The following is a 21,994-nucleotide window of genomic DNA, read 5'->3' as shown; positions in this document are numbered from 1 at the left end:
AAACACAGGCAGGCCAATAAGCCTGCCTGCACAAGATGAACTTCCGTCGAATCTCTCAACTGAAGCTCTCCTTCGTCAAATATAAAGTTCAGATTTTTTTGGAATTTAAAACAGTACCTTTTTCGATGTCAGGGGCAAACCTGCGGGTTTTGTCCTGGATAACGGAGATGCGGGTAGCCGTAATTTCAATGGCGCCCTTGTTTTGGCCGTTGTTCTCGATGTTGTTGAACAGCGAAAGTCTTCCTTCCACCACGACGGCCTGGCGGTGAGCAAGGTGTTTGAAGCAGTTTTCGGCGAGATCATCATAAATGACCACATTGATGGCCATGGTTCCTGAAATCTGGTGGCCTTTGTTGTTGCGGTGAGCTGACTCGATCAAGAGGGTGCATTGAACCCAGGTGCCGGTTTTTTTATCCTTGTGGATCGTGGGCGCGCCAAAGAGGTGCCCGGTGAGGTGTACTTTGTTGTCGTGCATTTTGTTTGAATGTTGAGGTTGTGATAGAATAACGATAAGAGGGGTAGGGGCCTTCTGATTCCCTACTTATTCCTGGCATGGAAGTGCCACGGGTAATCTTCGGGAAACAGTTCTTCGTGGTCCACTTCGCCGAGTGTTTCGATCCTTATCTTTATTTTAACCTTGTAGCCTTCGCTTGCGGGGAACTTTTCGCCCAAGACCTTGTTCACGTCTATGAACCAAGTGGCGTAGCGCCTGGTAACCGGAAATGTACTGAACAGGTGTACTCCATGTTTAGAAATGGAGAATTGAAAGTAGTCGCTCCGAGACAGGTTGTGAAAGTGAATGTCTTTGAGGTCTTTCATAATGGTAGGAGATGTGTTGTTAAAGAATAGAAAGTTGACAGGGTAAGAAAGGTGACTATTGCAAGGTGGTGTTTGGAGTGGCCGCATTGAGGTGCGGCAGATCGTCTTTAAGGCGGTGGATACCCTGAAAGGCATACCAGGCCTGTTCACAAAAGAACAGGGTACTGTTGCGCTCCGTTTGGGCTTCAAAGAACCCCTGGCTTTCTGTGAGGGCGCAAGCCGCCAGCCGGGATAAATAGAGATGAATTTCTTCGAGGGCGAAACTGCTGAAGAAAGATTGGATGGCCTCGGTGGCATTACCGGGACGGGTGTTACCTTCCGTGATGCTCAACCCCTGAAATGGTGCATTCATGGCACTTTGTTTTTTAAGGTGTGGAATAGAATGGCCTGCTCTCATGCGGGCATGAAAGCGATTAAGCTGTATGGTCGTGAGTGAGTGTGCCGGGTATTTAACCGGACCGGGGAGTGAGTTACAAACGTATTGGAGATGCCGGGAGGCGTGCGGAAGGTGGATATTCGTTTGCGCGGGCGAAAAACCACAGTGCGGGCCTCTGCTTACCCGTCCGGAGGCCCTAGGAAAGCCCTGACACAGATAAGAGAGAACCCGCACTGCTGGTGAGCGGGCTCTTCACTCTTCATCTCGTGTCCGTAAAATTTCCTAGGTTTCCGAACGAGAATCCAAGCGAATAGCTTCAATAATTTCCTTGAAGGTATCGCAAGTTATGTAATGATTACATTATGGCATAACCGTTGTTTGATGCAATATATGCAGAATAATTATACGATGTTGAGTTGGCAATGGTTTTTGAAAAACTCTCTATTTCGTGGAGAAGAAATATCAGAGCAGGGTATAAGACTGATGCAAAGAGCAGCATCAGTACGGCGCTTGTTGCTGTTTTCGTTCGCGGATTGTACCGCTGCTTTTTGTGCTTCCTGCGTTGTACCATCGTTTGGAAGCTAAGCGTGCTCCCTTGTCTTCTGCGTAATGCATAGCGTTGAATAAAACAGATTCCTCTATTTTGAAGTGTCATAGTTTTAAGTTTTTTAAGTGAAAGAATAATCGCTATCGTGACGGGTGTTGGATACAAGATTACGATGGCGGCAGAGACGGCTTGTCGTATTTCGGAACATCTTTCCTTTATTGGTACATTTTGTTAGGGTGGGGTGGTGGATCAGGTGTTCATCACTGGTTGATCAGGTGTTTACCGGGAGTTACCCGGGAGTTGGTCACGATGTACTCAGGAGTTACTCACGGGTTGATCAGGAAACCATCAGGAGTTGATCAGGCCCTGATCAGGCCTTTATCAGGTGTTCATTAGGGAATGATCAGGCAATGATCAGAGAATGATCAGGGAAACCAGGTTTTGAAAGTGAGATTTTCGGGCGGTACTGTGGAGTTTAATATGTCTTTAAAAAATAAAGTGGCGGTTGGGTGGTTAGGTTTGAAGGGTTTGGGTGTTGTATATAGTAGAGGGTGTTGTGATATACTGCCAATCCAGATTTCGGAGGAGATTGAACGGATAGCTGTGCAGGCAGTGTACAATGTACTGGGAGAACATGCGAATGGCATTTGTGTGGAGAGGGTGGGGGGCGTTGTTGGCGGGTTTCGGTCTTTAGGCGAGCGGTGATCAAATAACGGAAAGGGACATATCGATCAGTCTAACGGTATTAGCAAATAATTTCTATTATTCACTCTGTTATTTCATTTATTTTCTGTAAAATCGGGGGCTGGTGCTACGGTGTTGAATTTCAGGTTGCAGGATGGACGGGTGATCGCATTTGGTGTGCTTGGTCTGTGACTGAGGTGGCGAAGCTGTGTTTATGTGGGCGCATGTACGACGAACTATTGAGGGAGCCGGTCGAGTGGGCTTTTGATGGCATTCAATTGGGTGTGACTGACCTTGGCATAGATCATAGTTGTTTTGATATCGTTGTGTCCCAGCAGCCGTTGAATGAAGGAGAGGTCGGTGCCAAATTCCAACAGATGAGTAGCGTAGCTGTGGCTTGTGAAGGACCTGTTCGAAATAGAATTTGATAGCATTGAGTCTGCTGTGCAGTTGATTTTCCGAGATATTCTCCGAGTTGATGCAATAAAGAATATATGCCCGTAGCCGGTCATAGTGCAAGGACTCCACCGGCGTTTCTTTGAGTGTATATAATAGCTGGGCAAATTCTACGAGGTATGTTTTGATGGTTGACTGGCTATAGGCTTTCATTTGCAGCAATTCTTTCATCCGCTGTAAATGGCCGGCATTTACGGGCGATAATTTTGCCAGGACGGATTTTCCAGTAGTCTCTATAGGTATATTCAGCAAAGACCTGAAATACCGGGTATCGGGCAGGTACCAGCATTTGTAGGTACTGCTCCATCTACCCTTCAGCGACTTGATGTGTTCGATCTTTGATTTGTCGTATTGGAAATGTATCCAGATGACGGCGGTATTTTCATGCATACCAGGACGGAATGTGTAGCTGGTCAAGTCGATCGTTTTCATAGTGCGCATTTTGTATAATAAATGGAGGTTCCCTGAAGATAGTTATACAGTTTGCGCGATGCGTATTTTGTGTAACTTTTTCACTAAGCCATTACGATGCAACCTTATACAAGCATTTTCCAGGTATTAGCTCATTTATTTTAATAATTGGGGGATGTGCGTATATATATGAGTTGCCTGCAAGCTTACGACAGACATTGAAATACTTTAAACGATATTGGGACGAGACAACCAGAGATGACTTGACAGACAGTTGGGGAACATCATATTATTACTTTGAAACAGATGACCAATTAAATGTTTTGAGACAATTGCAGGTTTTTGAGAATGGACAAGTTTTAAAATACGACACAGAATATTTGGAGGATAAATTAGGTGGACTTTCCGAAGTTCCGCTTGACGGAGAGTTTGACTCTTTTCATATTCAAAAAGTGGAATTTGAACAAATTTGGGCATCATCAGAGTATAAACAGTTTCCTGAAATAATTATTACAGAAGACTGTCTATGGGGACAGCCAAGACTTGAAGGCAGACGGCTAGCTGTTGGCGACATTGTTAGCTATGTTGATGTAAACAACAGTGCTTTAGTAGCTGCACAAGATTATGAAATTTCACTACAACAGACCAGACAAGCATTACTTTACTGCAAGACTTTGCAGTGTGTAAAAGATAACCCGATAAAATTTTGCCACAACTGCACATTAAGAGTAAAACAAGACGGTGACGCGGACGGCGAAGAACAAGATAATTGGAAGCGGGCAGACCGGCTATTCAGGCATTACTTTATGTGACTCACTTGACAAAAGCCAGCAGGCAACATTGGTTTGGCGCTATGGCGGCTTAACGAACATAAATTCATCGTCCCGTTCGCTGCTCAGCTGTAGATCCAGCTGACGAGTAACGCCGGGCGACAGAATATAATATCATCTACATAACTTTACTCAGCAGCGGTTCGGGCTGAACGATCACGGCCTGCCGCCACATCGCCAAGCCCTGGACGTTGTACGCCACCTTATGACCAAGTCCATTACGATATATATAATCTTGACAATGCTATTATTTTCGTGTAATAGTAAAAACAATAGTGTTTCTTATTCAAAAACACCAACCACTGACACCGCCCTAAATTCACTTTCCGAAAAAACAGGGATCGAAATTTTTGCGATTAAGCTTTTGGAAACAGAAACTAAAGCAAAGCCAGAGCATCTAAAGACACATTTCTCCAGCTCGATACTACCAGACGACCCTAACCGAGACTTTCAAACCGTTCCAGGTGGCAAAGTTGTTTTGCTGCCTGGCGTATGTTTCCCAATTGATTCAGATAAGGCTGGCTTGGATATAATTCGCTTGCTTAGACCCAAAGTTGAACAAAAAAGGTATAAACTTTTCCTTTGTAATGGAAACGATTTGAATGACAAAAATAGAATCGCCATCGTGAGATGCGACGACGAATTCACTCCTCTTGTTTATATGCAAACAAATGGCATAAACTACGGCATAAACAATCACAAACTCATTTCACATCTTGACAGCTTAACCCAATCTTTAGACCTTAAACTAATTGGAGCAGATTTTGATTGGTGTGAATTTGAAATTCGAAAAACACCTCAAGACTGGCATAAACTTGCTGAAAGACTTTATTCACTTTGTCCTGACATAGTAGACCAAGGGACGGGGGACCTAAAAACATTAGAGGGCGAATTAAGACAGACTAGGAAAATATATCTATGGTTCGACTAAAGGCGGCGTACAACATAGGTTTTGCAAAATACGGGCTGATAAATATCGCCCATCGACATTTGTAATTCTATTGAACTTTAGTAGATTGGCCGTAGTAAATCAAAAGTTACGGCCAAGCAAACTGCGGGAATTCTAATGCCCGTACTTAGCAAAGCCCCGAACGTTAGGCGCAAGTTGGCGGACATTTGACAATAATAAGAAGAAACAATCATCAAGTATCTTTTCAGCCGGCAAACGGTCTTATGGTGACACTCTTAGACGATATCGATTCAATAGTAAATTTTGCCTTGGCAATTGGTGCCCTTGCTGCCGTTCTTGTTAGCGTTATTGCTTTCAACTTTGTAAGACAAGCAAAAGGTAGGAAAGCACTCATTTCTATAATTGTCGGCATCTTGACTTTCCTTTTAATTGTTTGGATAATTCTCAATACTATCGGTAATCTATAAAATGCCGATAATATCATCAAGTTTAAATAGGAATGCAACACTACCTCTAAATTGTACGGTGTTTTTCGCTAGGACACCACACAAAATATCAGACCAAGAAGATTGGAAAGGTTTATGAGGCATATCGTTGCATAAGGTGGACATAAATTGACAAGGACTATGGGCTTAAGTTCACCAATGACAATATAAATAAAGGCCACAACTCCTAATGCGCCTAACAAAGTGGTTTGGCAAAAAACTGGCTGACAAAACGCAACATCAACTTTTGTTTGGCTATTTAGCTGCGGTAATCGGCTGGACTGCATAAATTTGGCAGCATCAATAACAATGAACTTTTAATCATAAATTTAGCAGCGGTTTCGGCTGATGGGAATTCAAATACCAGTTCTTCGCCAAGCCCTTACGTTGTACGCCAGCGGTTGACGACTTCATAATTACATAGCAGAAATGACTTTAAAAAGTTGGACGTTTTATTTATTGATATTACTAATTGGTTCGTTTTTATACTTATCGATAATATTTTCTTATGGACTTTCAGCACCTTTTCATATTCTTATCATCTGGCTCATGTACGACAGATTTCTATCGACACTAAAGTCAGACCTTAATGTTAGCAAGACAATGGTTTCCGTTATGCCATGTGTTGGACAGAATTTGTTATTCTTTGTTTATTTTACTTTGACAGGCGATCTGACAATTTCCGCGCTAAGCGACTTTTATTTTTCATGGATTGGGCTAGTGTTAATTTTTGTGACAGTTATAGAACTAATTATTCTTAGGAGAACATTTTCGAAGTTCCAGCGGAAACATAGTATGAGATGAAAGTGGAGAATAGCAATATTTGTAATTTGTTACAATACTAATTACACAAATACTTACGACATAAACTGGAGTGCCAGCGTACAACAAGGGAATAACGTTAGACGGAGTGAGTTATAACGTGAGAGTAATAGCTCCTAATGTTGACACTTTTATACACTTGAACAATCCCAATACAATGGACTGGAAAAAATGGGAACAGGAAGTGCAGACATTAGCTGGGGAATTGGCGAACGAATCGGACAACCAAAACTTGATAGACTTATTCAGCTTGACAAAATAACTAGGCATAACACGGCTTTTGCGTCAGGCGGGCTGACGTATCACTTGGAGCTTTGTGCTTCTATTGAACTTTAGTAATAAATTGAAAATTTGTGCTCCGAAACCCGCCCGAACGCAAAGCCCGAAAACGTTAGCGGTAAGCTTAAATGACACTACCCTTATAACAAAATGAAATTAACTCTAAGACTTGTTACAGTAATATGCTACTTTCTTCCATTTGCATTTTTTTTGACAACTTGTAACAATGGACTTGAGTTAAGATTTGCTTACAATCAAGCAGATGCAGACCGAAATAAATTGCTTGAAAAGGAATCTGTTGAGGTAGCAGTTGCAGACACGGCACATTATGAGCAACCAATTTCATTTGACACGACAAAGATAGACACGGCTACACAAACCATTTTGACAGATATAGCTAAAACTTCTTCGGACACTTTACAAAAATCGACTGACTATGGTGACAGAGTATTAAAGAAGATGCTTTTCCCAACTGATACCTCTTTATCAGGCGTTGGTTCTATTTTATATTTCAAGAATCTGACTGGACAAATTACAATAACACTATGTCTGTTGATTTCATTAATTCTATTTTTAGCATTCAAGTTTTTAAAATCACATAAAGCAAAACTTTATTTGCTGTCGACAGCTGTTTTATCCTTAACAATATTTATCGTTGACAGCTTTATTTCAAATGTGACTTTATTATGGGGAAGTTGGACTTTGTTTGTGCTATTAATGCTTCAATTAATAATAGAGTTTAACAATAAGCGGAAAGCTTACCCCTAACATTGGTATTGCCAATAGTGGGGCTGGAAATTGGAGCAATCTGCAGCGGTAATTCTATTGTACTTCGGTTCGGGGCTCGACCAATAAAGTCCAGTTTTAGTTCTTAATATTTAACTTTATCAAAAAGCCAGGCAGTTGTTCCGGCGGACGGAATTCTAATTCCCCACCATCGGCAATACCTGCCCGTTAGCGGTAAGCTTATTGACACACACTATGATTTCAACAGAAAATTACTCAAACCTTCCTGACAGACACAAACTCAAAGAGATTTGTAAAAGCATTTCAGTAATTGACGCCATTTTATCCGAGGACTGGTTAGGCCGTTATTTTACTTACAATTCTAAATGGGCAGAAGGTGAAGAGTTTGGCAGCATGAAAAATGGCGAAGGTGATGAACTTCTCATTTTATTCAGAAATGACGGTTGCGTTATCAATGGCATGACACATGAATTTTACCCAATAGATAAATCAAGATTGACAACAGGACTGCCTAAAATATATCACGAGTTTATTTTTGGAGAGCCAGTTCATTCAATAGGAACAACATTTTGCATCTGGACAAATAATTCAAATGCCTGGCAAATAGGAGAAGTCGAAAATTTTGAAGATGGTTCTATAGACATGCTAAATATTTTTAACGGCAACCCTCAGACATACATTGATTGGGCTACTGATTATTATGAGGATGGATTTGTTGTAAATGAAAATACGCTAAAGGTTGTGACAGAAATTTATCAAGGTAAAGCTTTGACAAAATCTATGGTTTTGACAATTAATAGCGATATAGACGATTGGAAGCAGTTGCAAGAAGACTTAGCGGAAATAAACTATCCTAACGATTTATCGTAAAAGCCTACCGCTAACATTGGGTTTTATGCAAGTTGGGCATGACTTTGTAACATCAGCTATTTGCAAATCTCAGCTTCAGTTCCAGCAGACGAATATCTATCAGCTTTTGTCCTTAACTTCATCAACATATTTTCAATCAGCAGCGGTTATGGGCAGACGGAATACTAATACCCAACCTGCATAAATCCCTGCTCGTTGCATGCAAGGCTAACAGAAATTCTCTATGAATGACAGACAAGAAATCTTACATCAGTTGGACACAGAAGCAGAAAGCTATGTTTTTCCAATGCTTGACAATGGCTATTATTATCATGGGGACCAAAAGCTAACAATTTTTAGAGACGAAAAGAGATGGGCAATTCTATTAGAGGTTTTACAATTTAATAATCACGAAAACAACATTGATGGAATTACGACAATAGCGAATGTATTTGGTAATTGTTTGACTGGATGGAACGACAGTGACAACTTCAATTTTTTTGCATCAGACAATGACGTTGAAACATTTCTATACGATGTAGTAAACTATGTACATTATCTAAATGAAAAAGCGACCAGCATAAAGGTTAGAGATACGGTAATACCAATTCAGTTTGACAAAGAATATTACACTGGAAAAGGCATTGAATCGGAATTTGAAAACAAAGTTACGCCGTGGGAGTTTTTGCGTGGACTTATTCCTGAGCATTCACATTTATTTTGGCTAACGAGACAAGAAATTTCTAATAAAATACCACTTGACTTGCCAGAATTTATGACGCTTAGTAACTGGCATCACCCTGACCTGGCATTAGGAGAAAAACCAAGTGAAATGGAAACTTTCCATCAACTTGCCGATGTAATTGTAACAGGTGACAAAACTCGCTACAATACAAAAGAAATTAATAATACGCATTGGACTAACTGGCCTGAAGGCGGGGCACTCTAAAAGCCCAGCATGCAAAATGGGGTTTTATGCAAGTTGGGCTTGACCTTGTAACATCAGCTAATTGCAAATCCAAGCATCAGTTCCAGCCGACGAATAACTATCAGCTTTTGTACATAACTTCATCAACATATTTTCAATCAGCAGCGGTTATCGGCAGACGGAATACTAATACCCAACCTGCATAAAGTCCTGCACGTTAGCGGCTATACTATTTGACACTTCCTCAATGACAAAAAAAATTAACATTCATAGGACAATTACGATTTTAGCAAACATTATAATTGTTGGACTCATTATATATTTTGTAAAAGCAACTGACTCGGATAAATCTCCCATTATTTTTATGGTTTTTTATCCAGCCTTAATTTTATTAAACACAATTGTTTTGACAATTCTTTTGATAAGCAAATCGTCTCAAGCAATTATTTACAAACAAACATTAATTGGACTTTTATTGCTTTTTGTACCACTAATCTTTATCATTTCCCAACTTTGACAAAATAGTGGATTTATATCTTTAAGCTGTTAATGCGAGCCTCACTAATCCTTTAGGAACTTTGACACTCATTGTATTGATTCTCTTTTTTTCAGGTGGACTCATACACATGCAAAATCAAAATCAAACTTGGACTTGAAAAAGTAAGGGTAAAATATCAATTTGGTTTGTCGTAATATCTATTTTTCTCTTTGGGCTACATATGGCTTATGAAAAATAAAAGAAAGAAGTACAGCCGCTAACATCGCATTGGCAATTTGGCGGGGCGACGAATAAATCCTGGCCGGCATTAACACGGATCAGCTGCAGTTCCAGCTTTCCGGATCTTGGATGAGCTTTGGAATATTAACTCAGCTGTATATCTTTACCCGGCTGACGTTCCAGCAGGACGAAACACAGCATACCGGCCACATCGCCAATGCGCGGACGTTAGCGGCTATTTCCCATGACACCATCTACAGACATAGAAAGGCTATTATTTACTGGTCGTGTTGACAAAATTTCACTGCAAGAATATCTGCCTGATTTTGTTGACGACTGGAATTTTGTCGGTTATAGTGACTTTAAAGAAGTAAACTGGCTAAATACACCAGGACCCATCTATACGACAATTACTGACAATTGCGGGACAGGGCAACCAGCAGCAATGAATAACGTAGGTGGTGGCGAAGATTACCGAGAAATCATTTTCAGACAGCCTGTTACAAGACAAGAATTAGAAGAAACTTTGACGGCTGCACTTATTGACCCATTTGGTGCTTATTATTTTGACGGAAATTTAAATTGGACAACAGAACTAATTAAAGAATGGTGGTTAAAGAGCAATGAACGTATCAGTTACATTCTTGACAGATATGAAGAAGAAATATGCTTACCAGACGTTCTTGACAGACCACTATATGGGCCAAGAGAAGGCATACCTGACAACTATAAAAATTGGTTAGACTTCTACCAAATTGGAATGAAGGAATATCTTGAGTGGTATATTTTCAAACTAACCAATCAAAGGACAAATCTGTTGAACTTAAATTTGACTGGACAAGAAAGCAACTGCTAGACGACAAACTCAAAGCAAGAAGAAACAGCCGCTAACTTTGAGTTTTATGCAAGTTGGGCATGACCAGTAAGCATCAACAAATTGCAAATCTAAGCAGTGGTTCGGGCTGGACAAGCAACTATAAACTTTAGTTCTTAAATTCAACTTTATATTTTCAATCAGCAGCGGTTGTCGGCAGACGGAATACTACTTCCCAACCTGCATAAAGCCCTGCCCGTTAGTGGCAATTTCACAGACACCCTTAAATAGACAATATCATAGAAATGGGACTTTTTGACTTTCTTAAACCCAAGGCGACACAATCTGACAATTCAAAGCAGGAACAGGGCGCAAGCTTTTCAATTGGAGATATTTTTTATACAAAGAAGGATGGGAGATTTAACCTCTATAAGCTCCTTGTTGACGACGAAGACTTTGAATGCTATCATATTCTAACTTACTCGCCTGTTGACAAATTGCCGACAATTGCAGAGATAGCTCACTTGCCGGCCTTTGTTTACCATTCGCCATTTGACAAAAGTGTTTTTGCGGAGTCAGTTTTGCTGACAAATAAACAAATTGAAGCTAACGACCTGGTCGGTTATCACGAATATCTACGCCAGACACAAGATCCAAACTATTATGTGCCAATTGCGAATAACTATTATAAGGCGGGACTAAATCTCACAGATGAGAAAAAATACTATGAAGCAATTGACTCTTATTCAAAAGCAATAGACTTGTTTCCACATTTTTTTGAGGCTATTGACAATAGAGCTTTCTGTAAAATGGATTTAGGCTTGTGGTCAGATGCAATAGAAGACTTTAAACTTTCATTGCAGCAAAATCCAAATAGTTTGCTTGCAGAGTTTTCAATTGGCGAATGCTTTTTAAAAATGGGCGACTACAAGAATGCAAAGCGACAATTTGAGATGGCTCATGATATTGACCCAAATCATGAATCGCCAAAGCAATTTTTAGACAAAGTAAATATACTACTTAATAAATAACCTGCCACTTACAGTTCGGTTTGGATAAATGGAGGCTGACGAATATACCCTGATCTGGAGTTCCCTGGTCAGCTTTAATCATGTGCGAGACGGCTCCGAAAGGAAAATGATTTGTAATTTCAACCTCACGTTTAATAACCAGTGACAGTAGTCCGGCTGAGGGAACACAGAACATACCCACTTCGCCAAGCCGCTGTTGTTAGTGGCAAGGCAATGAAGACACCGTAGTAAAATGAAAAATCAAGAACTGCAAACATATATTGACAATTACACAACTGCAGACTTTGACCGAATTAAACTTGTGTGGAACGGAAAGTATGGACAAGATTTTGTGGACGACAACTATGACTTTCGGATGCAAGTTTGTGAATATGTAGTTCCTCAGATTGACAAGGTAAATCTTGACCTCCTTCGTGACCTTTACTGTGAGACTGGCAAAACTTCTCCAATGACATTTGGTGTTTATATTAGCTTTCACTTGTTCGCAGACGAGCTTTTGAAGCGTGGTGGGACAAAATATTTGCTTGACTACATTCGTGGTACTTCACACTCAATGGACACAGGCATTAGTTCAGGCAGACTGACAATTTCAAAACAAAAAGCAAAGGAACTGTTGGACTATTTTGACGAATTAAAATCAAAGTCGAATGATCCTGAAGAACAGGAGCTATTAAACGACTACATTAGACAAAGACTTGAGTATAATGCGAACCGAGAAGAAAGCCCAGCCACTAATAGCACCTTTCCAAAAGCGGGGCGGACGTGGTGGCAGAAACTTTTCGGCTCCGAATAAACATTAATCGTAGCTTGACAGATGGTGCTTCGAAGCCCCGCCTTCGGCAAGCTGCAAACCGTTAGCTGCCATTATGGGAACACATTAATTAAGCATCTTGCTGATAAAAATGACATTGAAAATACATTTACTCTTTTCTTTCTTGTTAACACTCTTGTTGGTTGGCTGCTCGACTGACGCGCAACAAAAGCATGTGAGTACCTCGGTTAAACTTACAACTTCCAACAAACAGTTACAATCAAATTTTGACAGTTGTTTACGTTTGACACAGCAATTATTAAAGTCAAAGGTTAGTGATAAAGAGTTTTACGAATACTTCAGTTTTGACAGACGAGCAACAGGCTTTGAATACGAGAATGTTGTTTTAAGTGTAAAGGACACTTTGACACAATTGCCAAGCAGATACCAAATTTTATATGACTTTCTATACAAAGGCGACACGCTTAGCCTATTTTGGGCTGACTTTGATTCCAGTTTAAAAGTTGTCGATTATCGTATTTTTCACTTAACTGCATTTAGACAATTCATAGATAAAAAATTGACCATAACAAGAACAAAGGCGATTGAGATTGCCTTGAAAAATGGTATGAAAAGAAAAGGCTTAGACCCTATTCTCAATTGCTTAGCTGACAAATTTTATTGGGAATGTAAAAATGATTGTGACGGCTGTTTATATTTAGACATTGACGCAAAGACTGGAAACATAGTCGGGCAAGGGAAGGTCATTTATCAATATTAATGGCAGCTAACATCGCATTTGGAATATACCGGGGCGACGAATAAATCTTTATCGACATTAACTGGGATCACCTTTAGTCCAGGCGACTGAATAAATCCTAGCTAATTGCTTAATATCAACTTTCGTACTAGTTTCAGCCGACGTTCGGGTAGGAAGAATTACGGAATGCCGGTACATCGGGAATGCGCGTAGGTAAGCGGCAATTCTAATGACAGCTTATAAAAAAGGACAATATCAAGATTATTTCTGGATCGAGTTTTCTGGAAACAGGTTTACATTATGTGACCTATTGAATCGCTGTTCAAATGTCCTACTAGATAAATACCTAGCTATAATTTGCTTTGACAGTGGCCCACTTAGGTTGATAAACGAAGAGGAAGACTTAGGCTGGTATGAAAAGAACAATGTCGCATTCTCACCGAAACTTACAGATAATATAATAGCCGCCCTGCCGACAGAGCAACACGATCAATGGTGTTTATTTAAAACGCCAACTGAAATTTCAGGGATGACATATTTTGTTAACTATAGAGGTTTTACATTATCCAGTCGACAACAAGAACTTGTTGATGTAGATCCAACATGGGATAAAGTAGGTATTGAAAAGCAAATTGAATATCACGAACAATTAGTAGAACAATTTTGGGATGAGGTATTGACAATGAATCCAACGAGTATAATCGCAGACGGCAATAACTTTATTTTTGTTTCAAAAGACATAGATGAGATTGAAGTATTGAAAAAGTACTGCCGCTAACATTGGTTGGACGCTATGGCGGCCGAAGGATATATACTCATCGTCTCGTTCGCTGCCCAGCTGCCGTTCCGGCTGACGAATAACGCCAGGCAAACTGATAGAATGCTTATTGCCAAATCTTCGTTAGTTGCTACCTCAATTGCATTTGTCATTTTTCCTGGCTCCCCTTAACCTTCCTCACTTCCTCAGCCAATTTCGCCGCCCAGCGGCCATAGTCCTTACCGGATGGATGCAGTTTATCGCCTGTCAGCAGCGAGTGATCGGAAGCTGCTTCGCGAGTGCCGGGCGTAATATCGATATAGTGAACCTGGTATTGTGCAGCGATGGCTTTGTTGACGGCATTGAATGCATCGATCTCGCGGGCAATCTGCGCACGGTCGCGCCCCTCGGCATAAGGCGTAACGCCCCAGTCGGGGATTGATAAAACAAACACCCTGTTGGCATCGGCGCCCGCGTAGGCGATGGCCTGTTTCAACAACCCTTCAAATTCCTTGGCATATTCTTCAGGGCTACGCCCACGGTATTGATTGTTTACGCCAATCAGCAACGATACGATGCTGTACTGACCTTGAGGTGATGCTGCACGGATGCCATCGACCAGTTCGTCGGTGGTCCAGCCAGTCTTCGCGATGATCTGCGGATCATCGAATGCGTAGCCTGCGTCTTTCAATAACTGCACTGCCTGATGGGGGAAGTTGTCGGCCTCGGCTACGCCCTCGCCAATCGTGTAAGAGTCGCCCAGGGCGAGGTATGTTTGGTGGTTGGGGTTCATATCCTGTGCTGTTAATGGGTATAGCATAGACAGACAAAGGTATACGAACAATATTACTTTGTTCACAATCAGATGCCTTTGCCAGTATATACGGAAGAAGGGCCCGGTTTGGCTTGCCGATCTTGAAAATTACAGGTTTACCTTTAGCGCCGGCCTGGCAAAACTGAACGGTACCTGTGTCGAAAGCGTACCAGGCTGCGTTTGAATTGCCTGCCTAAAAGATTCATATGTAAAGACTTAAATGGAATTGGCAAGTCCGGTGATGAGTGCTGTCACTAATCATCAATATGCGTAATGCGCACCTTTCCTCCGATAGAAGTACTATAGATACGCATAGTGCCTTCCCGCTGATAAACGAATTTGATCATGCCGGTAAATGTTTCCTTGTCTACCTTTTCGTACAGCACAGGTAAAGATTGTGCCAGCAGCTCTTCGCTGCCATTGTCGGCTTCGAGGTAATTCTCCTTAAGACGCAATAGAATGGAGATGTATTTCAAAGACTGCCCTTCTATTTTGTCATAAACGCGCACACTGGCTGTGCAGTACTCGCCGAGTTGTTGGTTGAATAGTTGTTCCAGTTCCTTACTGGCCGCCTCGTTGTATGATTTTTCATCAAACCGAACCTGTTCGGTCGCTGTGAGGGCCTGCATCGGAAAGGCGAATACGGCAAACATAGCGTACGCAATCACCAAAGGCAGTAACAATTGCCCGAGCCCTGCTTTGCGCTGCTCGCGCAGTGTGGGTTCATACGGCGCTACGCGTGTACCCGCTACCCGGTCGCCAATCCTGCGTTCCGGGTTAATGAGCGTAACAATCACTTCAATGGGCCAAATAATGATAAACAAATTACGTACGAGGCATTTGAGGGGTGATGCCACTTCGCCGGTATGGCTGTTGAGAACCTGTAAACGGGCGGCGCGTTTACCAATGCTTCTGCCATTGAAACTATCCTTGCAGAAGTACAAGGCAAAGCCGATGATGGCTATGAACATCAACGGGCCACTGAAAACAGGCGTTTCGCCGGGCTGCTCATGCCCTACATTGAAAATTTCCGAAAAGGAACCAATGAACGGTATGAACAAGAAGATCATTGCGACCACTGTCATACAAATATGATCGAGGAGCATGGAGCCGATGCGCGAGCCGGCACTAACGGAGTGGGGGTGGTTCATGGGAGGTTTGGCTAGTTTAGCTGAAATCAGGTTTCGATTATTAATTATCGTTAAATGTAGGGAAAATGGCAATTTTTCCGATGATAGATTGAGCTATCTTTAAAACTATAATGTTACTCTAGAAAATATTGGTGACAGTTTGTTTTGCCGAATTTAGGTAAAGTCTAATTTGAATTAGAAATATATGAAAAAAGTTTGTGGATAATAGTTTGGGAATTAAAAAAGGTGAAAACTACCCTTTTTCAGGCAGCCGGAAATGCCTAAAATGTAGCTGAAAATCATCCTGCATTTAATTCCGTAATAATTTTAACGTAGCATCTGTAACGAATACTATGAATCAGATAGATTTACTTCAAAGCATATCAAAGTATTTTGCCAGGTTTTCAGAACAGGTCAAAATATTAAATGGCAATAATGAATTCCATATTAATATTCATGCTGAGAATTTAATTGTAAAAGTTCTAAATATCGTGTATGATTTAAATCTTGTAAACCTAAATCAAAGTAAGAATGGGAATTATTCAGCGATTGATTTATTGAATGTTAGTCAGGTGAAAAAAGTGTCGTTCCAGGTGACAAGTACAAGTTCCATTGATAAAGTGAAAGACTGTATTCAAAAGTTCTTTAGGAACGGAGTTTACAAGGACGCGAGTGAGCTTAATATTTATATACTGACCAACAAGCAGAGAAGCTACTCGCGGCAATCGATTCAGCACAAGATTGAAGAGGAAATTAATCTAGTAAAGAGTCAGGATCCAAGCTTTAATAAAGAGGCGTTTAATTTCACTTTTGAACCAGAAATTAATATAATAGACAAAACTGACCTGTATAAAAAGCTAAATAGTGACAATGATTTGGAAAAGATCTTTCAATTAGAGAAATATATTCAAAAGCAGTATGGTATAATTGAAGAAAAGCAAGAGTTGTCCGAATATTATCGAGGGCTAAAAGATATGTACTACGATACAGTTATGAGCGATGAAAGGGGGATGACGTTGGATCAGATTTACACTGAACCTTCGTTCTCTATCTTGCATTCCGCCTTTTCTAGGGACGATGATAGGTTTCGAAATAAAGATAAGCAAAAGTTCTACGAAGCAGATGCTAGGTATAAGATAATAGAATTTTTCGAAGATTTAGAGGAAGGTCGAAATCCATTGTGCCTACAGAAGACAAACAAGTTAATATTAATATTGGGTTACCCAGGTCAAGGCAAGTCGTCGTTTTGTAAAAAGTTTATTAACGATTATATATTGAAATCGAAAACTGATTTAAGGCAAATATTTTACTTCCCTTTAAGAAGTGTTAGGCAGGTAAGGGAGTTTATATATAATCCTTTATCAGTTCTTTACTCAGAAGCTTGTTCCTTTATAGAGAAGCCGCTTGATAAGTCTGAATTTAACAAGTCGCTATTAATATTGGATGGATTGGATGAATTGTACATGAGGGAAAACCTAAAATTGGATGAAATTGATAGGCTTTGTATTGAGTTGGTTAGACTCACAGAGAAATTTAATAATCTACAAATTATAGTTACCTCCAGGTATGGGTATGTTGATGATGAGAAGCTAACTAGAGAGAATGTTTTGATTATGCATTTGTCATCGCTTACCCTAAACTTGCAACAAGATTGGTTATCTAAATACAGTGTATATCATCCTGAAACGTGGCTGACAAGTTCCAAACTTCAGGCGCTTAATGTTGAAGGAAGATATGGTCATATAAAGGAGCTTCTAGAGCAGCCATTGTTGTTGCATATGATTGCCTCTGTTAGCAATGAAATTGATGAGAATACAAATAGGGCCAAGGTTTATAGTCAATTGTTTGACGAGCTTATTGAACGGAAATATGCTAAAGAAGGACAAATTGAAATTCTAAGAAATATTCAAAAGGAAGATCTGAGAGATTTAATTAGAGAAGTTGCTTTCGCGATTTTTGAGAGTGGTAATGAGTATATAACGAAAACTGAGCTCTTGAAGCTTCCCGCAGCACAGACATTTCTGAATTTACTTCCGGAAACAAATTTTAGAGATAGCATTAAAGGTATAATGATTTCTTTTTATTTTAAAGAAACTGAAAAAACAAAAGAAATAGGGTTTGATGAAGATAGGAGCAACTATGCGATTGAGTTCTTGCACAAATCTCTTAGAGAGTATATGACTGCTGAAAAGATATTCCACTCGATTACAACGCAGTTTTTGGATAAAAGGACAAACGGAAAATATATAATAGACAATCCTAAATCAGCTCTTCTATTGATAAACGATATTTTTGGAAAACAGGATTTGACTGGAGAAATTATGTATCATTTAAAGGAGATTATAAACAATTCAGAGGGGCTTCCAAAGGAAGAAGTGGTGGACAGGATGTGTTTGTATCTGGATGACATGGCTTTGACTGATTTTTTGATTGAGTATAGAATGGATTCTCAAGGACAGCCTGTGAATATTGCCCTGCGTACTTTTTATGGGTTTTGGTATTTTATTTCTTGTTTGGGGTTGGAAAAAAATTATCTTAAAAGCAATTCTACGAAAGAGAATGTCGCTCATTTGTTTAAGCACCTTAGGAGATCTGATAAGTACGATGTTGCGGGGTTTGATTTTAGTTACCAAGATCTCTCTAATCTGTATTTTGATAGGTTGAGTTTCTATGATTGCCGGTTTATTAACACTGATTTTACAAACACCGACTTTCATGGTTGCCGATTCATTAAGAGTGAAATAAAACAGGTTAGTTTCAAGGATTCATACATAGACGATGTTTGGTTTTCCGGGTGTGAAATTATTGCAAGTAAAGTTGGTGGAGCTTACTTGGGCAACTTGCAACTAAGAAGTTGTGTATTGAAGAATATCAATTTTGGATCGGCTGAAGTAAGGTGGCTTGATGTTTCTGAATATGAAAGTGCAGAAGTCTCCCAAAAGTATAAAACTGTAATATCGGAATGCGAATTTAACCAATCTAGTATCGATGCGTATTCCTTAGAACAGATTAAGTTGTGGTATCCTGAAGTGGAAAGCCAGAACTTTGTTATGTTGAAGGATAAAGATGATTCCGAGAGGTCTCTGGAGGACCCCAATAATGAAACGTCGGTTGTCGATCCTGAGGATTATAAAAGGATAATCTTTAGTGATTCGTTCGGAAATTAGATGAATTTGGCTAACAAATTAGTTATAGTGTTGATGTTAATTGTAGGGAATAATCATTGCGGCCATGGTTTACATTGACATGCTCGTTAAAAAGCAATAGTTAATTGATTCCTGTGAGACTGCAAATCCGGCGGTGGATGATTATGAAGTGGGATCACCCAATTTGAAACTTTCCCCAAAAAGCAAAAGCCGCCCCGGATAACGAGGCGGCTTTTGCCAAAACTTATCTAAAGGCGCATCAGCCCGAAGACTGCTGCCGGAACTGATTATTGTCCTACCCCTTGCATACCATTCTGCATGCCTTCCGATTCGCCCTTCATGTTCTTGCGCTTGAACAGGCCGATATCGAATTTGCCGAAACGATAGTTGAAGTTAACACGCACCACCTGCGGGTCTCTTCTTCTCCAATCGGTTTGGCTGAAGCTGGCCGACTCGGAGAAGGTATAGTAACGACGGCTGCGGAAGATATCGCTCCAGTTAACCGATACAGTCGCCGTATTCTTCCACAACTGGAACTCTTTGCGCAGGCCCAGGTCGGCGCCATAGTTGGCATCGATGAAACCCTGTACAGAAGAAGGAGCAGGGCCCATGAAGCCACCGCCGCCGCCCATACCACGGCCACCACCGCCGCCGCTGTTGCTGGTGCTCACCGGCAGTGCACTCTTAGAAATATAATCACCGCTCAGCTGAATGCTCCAGCCTTTGGCGATCTTGAAGGTGTTGTTGAGTTTGGCCGAATAGCTGGTACGCTCATTCGACAACTGTTGTTTCTCCACATCGCCGCTGATCTTGGAGTAATACACGTTGGTGCTGAAGTTCATATCCCACCATTTGGTCCAGTTGTTACGGAACACCAGTTCCACACCAGCTGCATAAGCATCAGATGCATTGATCCAGCTCGTAACATAACGCTTGGTACCATCCACTACCTGCGAATCCTGGTAACGGGCGATAAGGTCGGTCGTGTATTTACCGAAAATGGTCGCGAGGAATGTATTGTTGCTTTTACCGTAGGTCTTTTGGTATGACAGTTCGAGTGAATGCGTGAACTCCGGCGTCAGGTTCGGGTTACCGGTTTGGTAGCTCAGCACATTCGAGATGTCGTAGTTCGGCATCAACTGGAAGAAGTTGGGCCTGTTGATACGGCGGGAATAGTTCACCTGAAAATCCTGCTTGTTCTCGAAATTCCGGGTAATGAATACGCTGGGGAACAGGCTGATGGGGAAGCTGTTGCTGTACTCCTGCTTGTTCAGTTGCTCACCTTCGTAGTTGGAGCTCTCGGCACGCAGACCCAGTTGGTAGCTCCATTTATCCTTGATCTTTTGAGAGAAGGTCGCATAACCTGCCCATACGTAATCGGTATACTCGAACTTATTGCTCAGGCCGGCATTCTGATTACCATTGGTAGAGATCAGCTGCTCGCTTTCCGACTTACGCATTTGTCCACGCAAACCGGCTTCCCATTTCATGGTCTCGGTAATGGGGTTCACGTAATCTGTTTGAACAACTACAAATGTATTCTTGCCTTCGCCGATCGACTTTTGCAGTCCCTCCGGTCCTTTAGGATTGAGTTGACCACGGTCATCGAACGAGCGGAAGAGGATATTGCTTTCGTTGTCGTTCCTGCTCATGTTGTAGTTCACATCGGCCGTCAATTCTTTACCAGACTTCGCAAACAGGTGCTTAAAGCTCAGTTGCGTACCGTAGTTGCGGAATTCAAACTCACCCTGTGTATTGCGGTATTGTGATTCGGAGAAAATGCCCATCGTGTCGATGGTATAATTTTCCAGGTTATTATTCTTGAATTGACCACGTACCAGCGATTGTGAGATCGACAGGGTATTGCGGTTGTCCATGAAATAATCCAACCCAAAACGGCCAAAGGCAAACGAACCGCGATTGGTTTGGTCATTATCCTGGTAAGTGTGGGTTGTTTTACCGTTCAGCGAACTGGATTGATCGCTCCAGCCCCATCCAATAGACTTACGCTGGTTGTACATCGCATTGGCAAATACGTTCAGCTTGCCCTGGCGCACGTTGATGTCGCCACCCGCATTGATGCGTGCACGCGAATCGATACCGGCGCGGATGCTACCGTTGTAACCCGCCTTGCGGTTCTTCTTCAACACGATATTCAGGATACCTGCCTGTCCGCCACTTGCATCGTACTTGGCAGAAGGGTTGGTGATCATTTCAATACTTTGGATCGCATCGGCCGGGATCTGGTCGAGCGTAAGGGTAGTGGGTCTGCCATCCACAAAGATCTGCGGTGCAGCATTGCGCAGCGTCACATTACCGTCGATGTCCACATTCAGGGAAGGTACATTGCGCATAACATCGACCGCGGTACCGCCGGCAGAGTTGATATTCTTCTCTACGTTGAATATTTTACGGTCGATACCCATTTCTACCAGGGGCTTGGAACCGGTAACGGTTACGGCGTCCATCACCTGCGCATCCTGCTCGAGCTTGAAGTTGCCAAGGTCTTTGTCAACGGCATTCATAGCCTGACTCATATCACGTCCGGCGCCCATCTTCATTTCGAAGGCAACCTTCTGGTCTATCGTTTTATATCCGATGGCGGTGATCTTCAACCGGAAATTGCCGAAGATCGGCAGGTTCTCGAGGCTGAAGTCGCCATTGCCGCGGGTAAGCATACCGCTGATAACGGTATCTTTCGGCTTTTTGGTTACAGGGTCCATTTTGGAAAGGATCAACTGCACAGAAGCAGCTTCAATCCCTTTATTGGTTTTGGCATCCTGGATACGGCCATAAAAGTGGCCGATATTCGGAACGCCTCCACCACCGGGGCGGCCACCACCGGGTGCACCTCCTCCTGGAAACTGGGCTATACTGGTATTACACAGAACAACACATAAAGCAATAAATAGAAAACTTCTCATACCTGT

Annotated in this window: 19 protein-coding genes and 1 pseudogene; 12 read left to right on the top strand and 8 right to left on the bottom strand. The window is 41.5% G+C overall.

The genetic code is table 11. The features are described 5' to 3' along the window. Nucleotides 1-88: 88 nt before the first annotated feature. The 5 genes and pseudogenes from P2H89_RS13005 to P2H89_RS35415 all read right to left on the bottom strand — a co-directional run. Entirely contained in the window at nucleotides 89-475 is a 387-nt protein-coding gene (locus P2H89_RS13005) for a single-stranded DNA-binding protein (RefSeq protein WP_275827377.1), read from the bottom strand. 62 nt (nucleotides 476-537) lie between these two features. After that, nucleotides 538-819, bottom strand: a complete 282-nt coding sequence (locus P2H89_RS13000) for a hypothetical protein (RefSeq protein WP_275827375.1) — start codon at nucleotides 817-819, stop codon at nucleotides 538-540. A gap of 55 nt (nucleotides 820-874) precedes the next feature. Next, a complete protein-coding gene (locus tag P2H89_RS12995; protein ID WP_275827373.1) occupies nucleotides 875-1,171 on the bottom strand; it encodes a hypothetical protein in 297 nt (98 codons plus the stop codon). A gap of 1,491 nt (nucleotides 1,172-2,662) precedes the next feature. Continuing rightward, entirely contained in the window at nucleotides 2,663-2,860 is a 198-nt protein-coding gene (locus P2H89_RS35420) for a tyrosine-type recombinase/integrase (RefSeq protein ID WP_345799365.1), read from the bottom strand. Between the two features lie 19 nt (nucleotides 2,861-2,879). Continuing rightward, nucleotides 2,880-3,035, bottom strand: a pseudogene (locus tag P2H89_RS35415) (phage integrase N-terminal SAM-like domain-containing protein); the annotation flags it as partial. 521 nt (nucleotides 3,036-3,556) lie between these two features. Here P2H89_RS35415 and P2H89_RS12985 point away from each other — a divergent pair. The 11 genes from P2H89_RS12985 to P2H89_RS12935 all read left to right on the top strand — a co-directional run bounded on the left by P2H89_RS12985 (nucleotide 3,557) and on the right by P2H89_RS12935 (nucleotide 13,995). Beyond that, nucleotides 3,557-4,105 carry a DUF433 domain-containing protein gene (locus P2H89_RS12985; RefSeq protein ID WP_275827369.1) on the top strand — a complete coding sequence of 183 codons (549 nt, stop codon included), beginning with the start codon at nucleotides 3,557-3,559 and terminating at the stop codon, nucleotides 4,103-4,105. Nucleotides 4,106-4,364: 259 nt separating this feature from the next. Then, nucleotides 4,365-5,054, top strand: a complete 690-nt coding sequence (locus P2H89_RS12980) for a DUF4253 domain-containing protein (RefSeq protein WP_275827389.1) — start codon at nucleotides 4,365-4,367, stop codon at nucleotides 5,052-5,054. A gap of 242 nt (nucleotides 5,055-5,296) precedes the next feature. Further along, a complete protein-coding gene (locus P2H89_RS12975) occupies nucleotides 5,297-5,500 on the top strand; it encodes a hypothetical protein (RefSeq protein WP_275827367.1) in 204 nt (67 codons plus the stop codon). Nucleotides 5,501-6,769: 1,269 nt separating this feature from the next. After that, nucleotides 6,770-7,387: a hypothetical protein gene (locus P2H89_RS12970; RefSeq protein ID WP_275827365.1), complete on the top strand. Its 618-nt coding sequence runs from the start codon at nucleotides 6,770-6,772 to the stop codon at nucleotides 7,385-7,387. Between the two features lie 213 nt (nucleotides 7,388-7,600). Beyond that, complete coding sequence (locus P2H89_RS12965) at nucleotides 7,601-8,236, top strand: hypothetical protein (protein ID WP_275827363.1); 636 nt, start codon at nucleotides 7,601-7,603, stop codon at nucleotides 8,234-8,236. 223 nt (nucleotides 8,237-8,459) lie between these two features. Further along, complete coding sequence (locus P2H89_RS12960) at nucleotides 8,460-9,164, top strand: hypothetical protein (protein WP_275827362.1); 705 nt, start codon at nucleotides 8,460-8,462, stop codon at nucleotides 9,162-9,164. A gap of 941 nt (nucleotides 9,165-10,105) precedes the next feature. Then, the gene (locus tag P2H89_RS12955) at nucleotides 10,106-10,717 is read left to right on the top strand and encodes a hypothetical protein (RefSeq protein WP_275827360.1); all 612 of its coding nucleotides are present in this window, start codon (nucleotides 10,106-10,108) and stop codon (nucleotides 10,715-10,717) included. A gap of 263 nt (nucleotides 10,718-10,980) precedes the next feature. Continuing rightward, a complete protein-coding gene (locus P2H89_RS12950) occupies nucleotides 10,981-11,706 on the top strand; it encodes a tetratricopeptide repeat protein (protein ID WP_275827358.1) in 726 nt (241 codons plus the stop codon). Nucleotides 11,707-11,938: 232 nt separating this feature from the next. Beyond that, nucleotides 11,939-12,499: a hypothetical protein gene (locus tag P2H89_RS12945; RefSeq protein ID WP_275827356.1), complete on the top strand. Its 561-nt coding sequence runs from the start codon at nucleotides 11,939-11,941 to the stop codon at nucleotides 12,497-12,499. 193 nt (nucleotides 12,500-12,692) lie between these two features. Then, entirely contained in the window at nucleotides 12,693-13,238 is a 546-nt protein-coding gene (locus P2H89_RS12940) for a hypothetical protein (RefSeq protein ID WP_275827354.1), read from the top strand. 208 nt (nucleotides 13,239-13,446) lie between these two features. Next, nucleotides 13,447-13,995, top strand: coding sequence for a hypothetical protein (locus P2H89_RS12935; RefSeq protein WP_275827352.1), 549 nt, complete (start codon nucleotides 13,447-13,449; stop codon nucleotides 13,993-13,995). Between the two features lie 148 nt (nucleotides 13,996-14,143). Here P2H89_RS12935 and P2H89_RS12930 read toward each other — a convergent pair whose 3' ends face one another. After that, complete coding sequence (locus P2H89_RS12930) at nucleotides 14,144-14,767, bottom strand: SGNH/GDSL hydrolase family protein (protein ID WP_275827350.1); 624 nt, start codon at nucleotides 14,765-14,767, stop codon at nucleotides 14,144-14,146. Between the two features lie 275 nt (nucleotides 14,768-15,042). Further along, nucleotides 15,043-15,939: an RDD family protein gene (locus P2H89_RS12925; RefSeq protein WP_275827348.1), complete on the bottom strand. Its 897-nt coding sequence runs from the start codon at nucleotides 15,937-15,939 to the stop codon at nucleotides 15,043-15,045. 332 nt (nucleotides 15,940-16,271) lie between these two features. On the opposite strand from P2H89_RS12925, the gene P2H89_RS12920 reads away from it, so the two are divergent. Continuing rightward, complete coding sequence (locus P2H89_RS12920) at nucleotides 16,272-19,085, top strand: SMEK domain-containing protein (protein ID WP_275827346.1); 2,814 nt, start codon at nucleotides 16,272-16,274, stop codon at nucleotides 19,083-19,085. Between the two features lie 266 nt (nucleotides 19,086-19,351). Here P2H89_RS12920 and P2H89_RS12915 read toward each other — a convergent pair whose 3' ends face one another. After that, entirely contained in the window at nucleotides 19,352-21,988 is a 2,637-nt protein-coding gene (locus P2H89_RS12915) for a TonB-dependent receptor (protein WP_275827344.1), read from the bottom strand. Nucleotides 21,989-21,994 lie beyond the last annotated feature (6 nt).

The sequence above is a fragment of the Paraflavitalea sp. CAU 1676 genome (assembly GCF_029223285.1).
In the GTDB taxonomy this organism is placed as follows: Bacteria; Bacteroidota; Bacteroidia; order Chitinophagales; family Chitinophagaceae; genus Paraflavitalea.
Note: the sequence above shows the minus strand (reverse complement) of the source record. Positions and strands in the feature narration are given on the sequence as shown.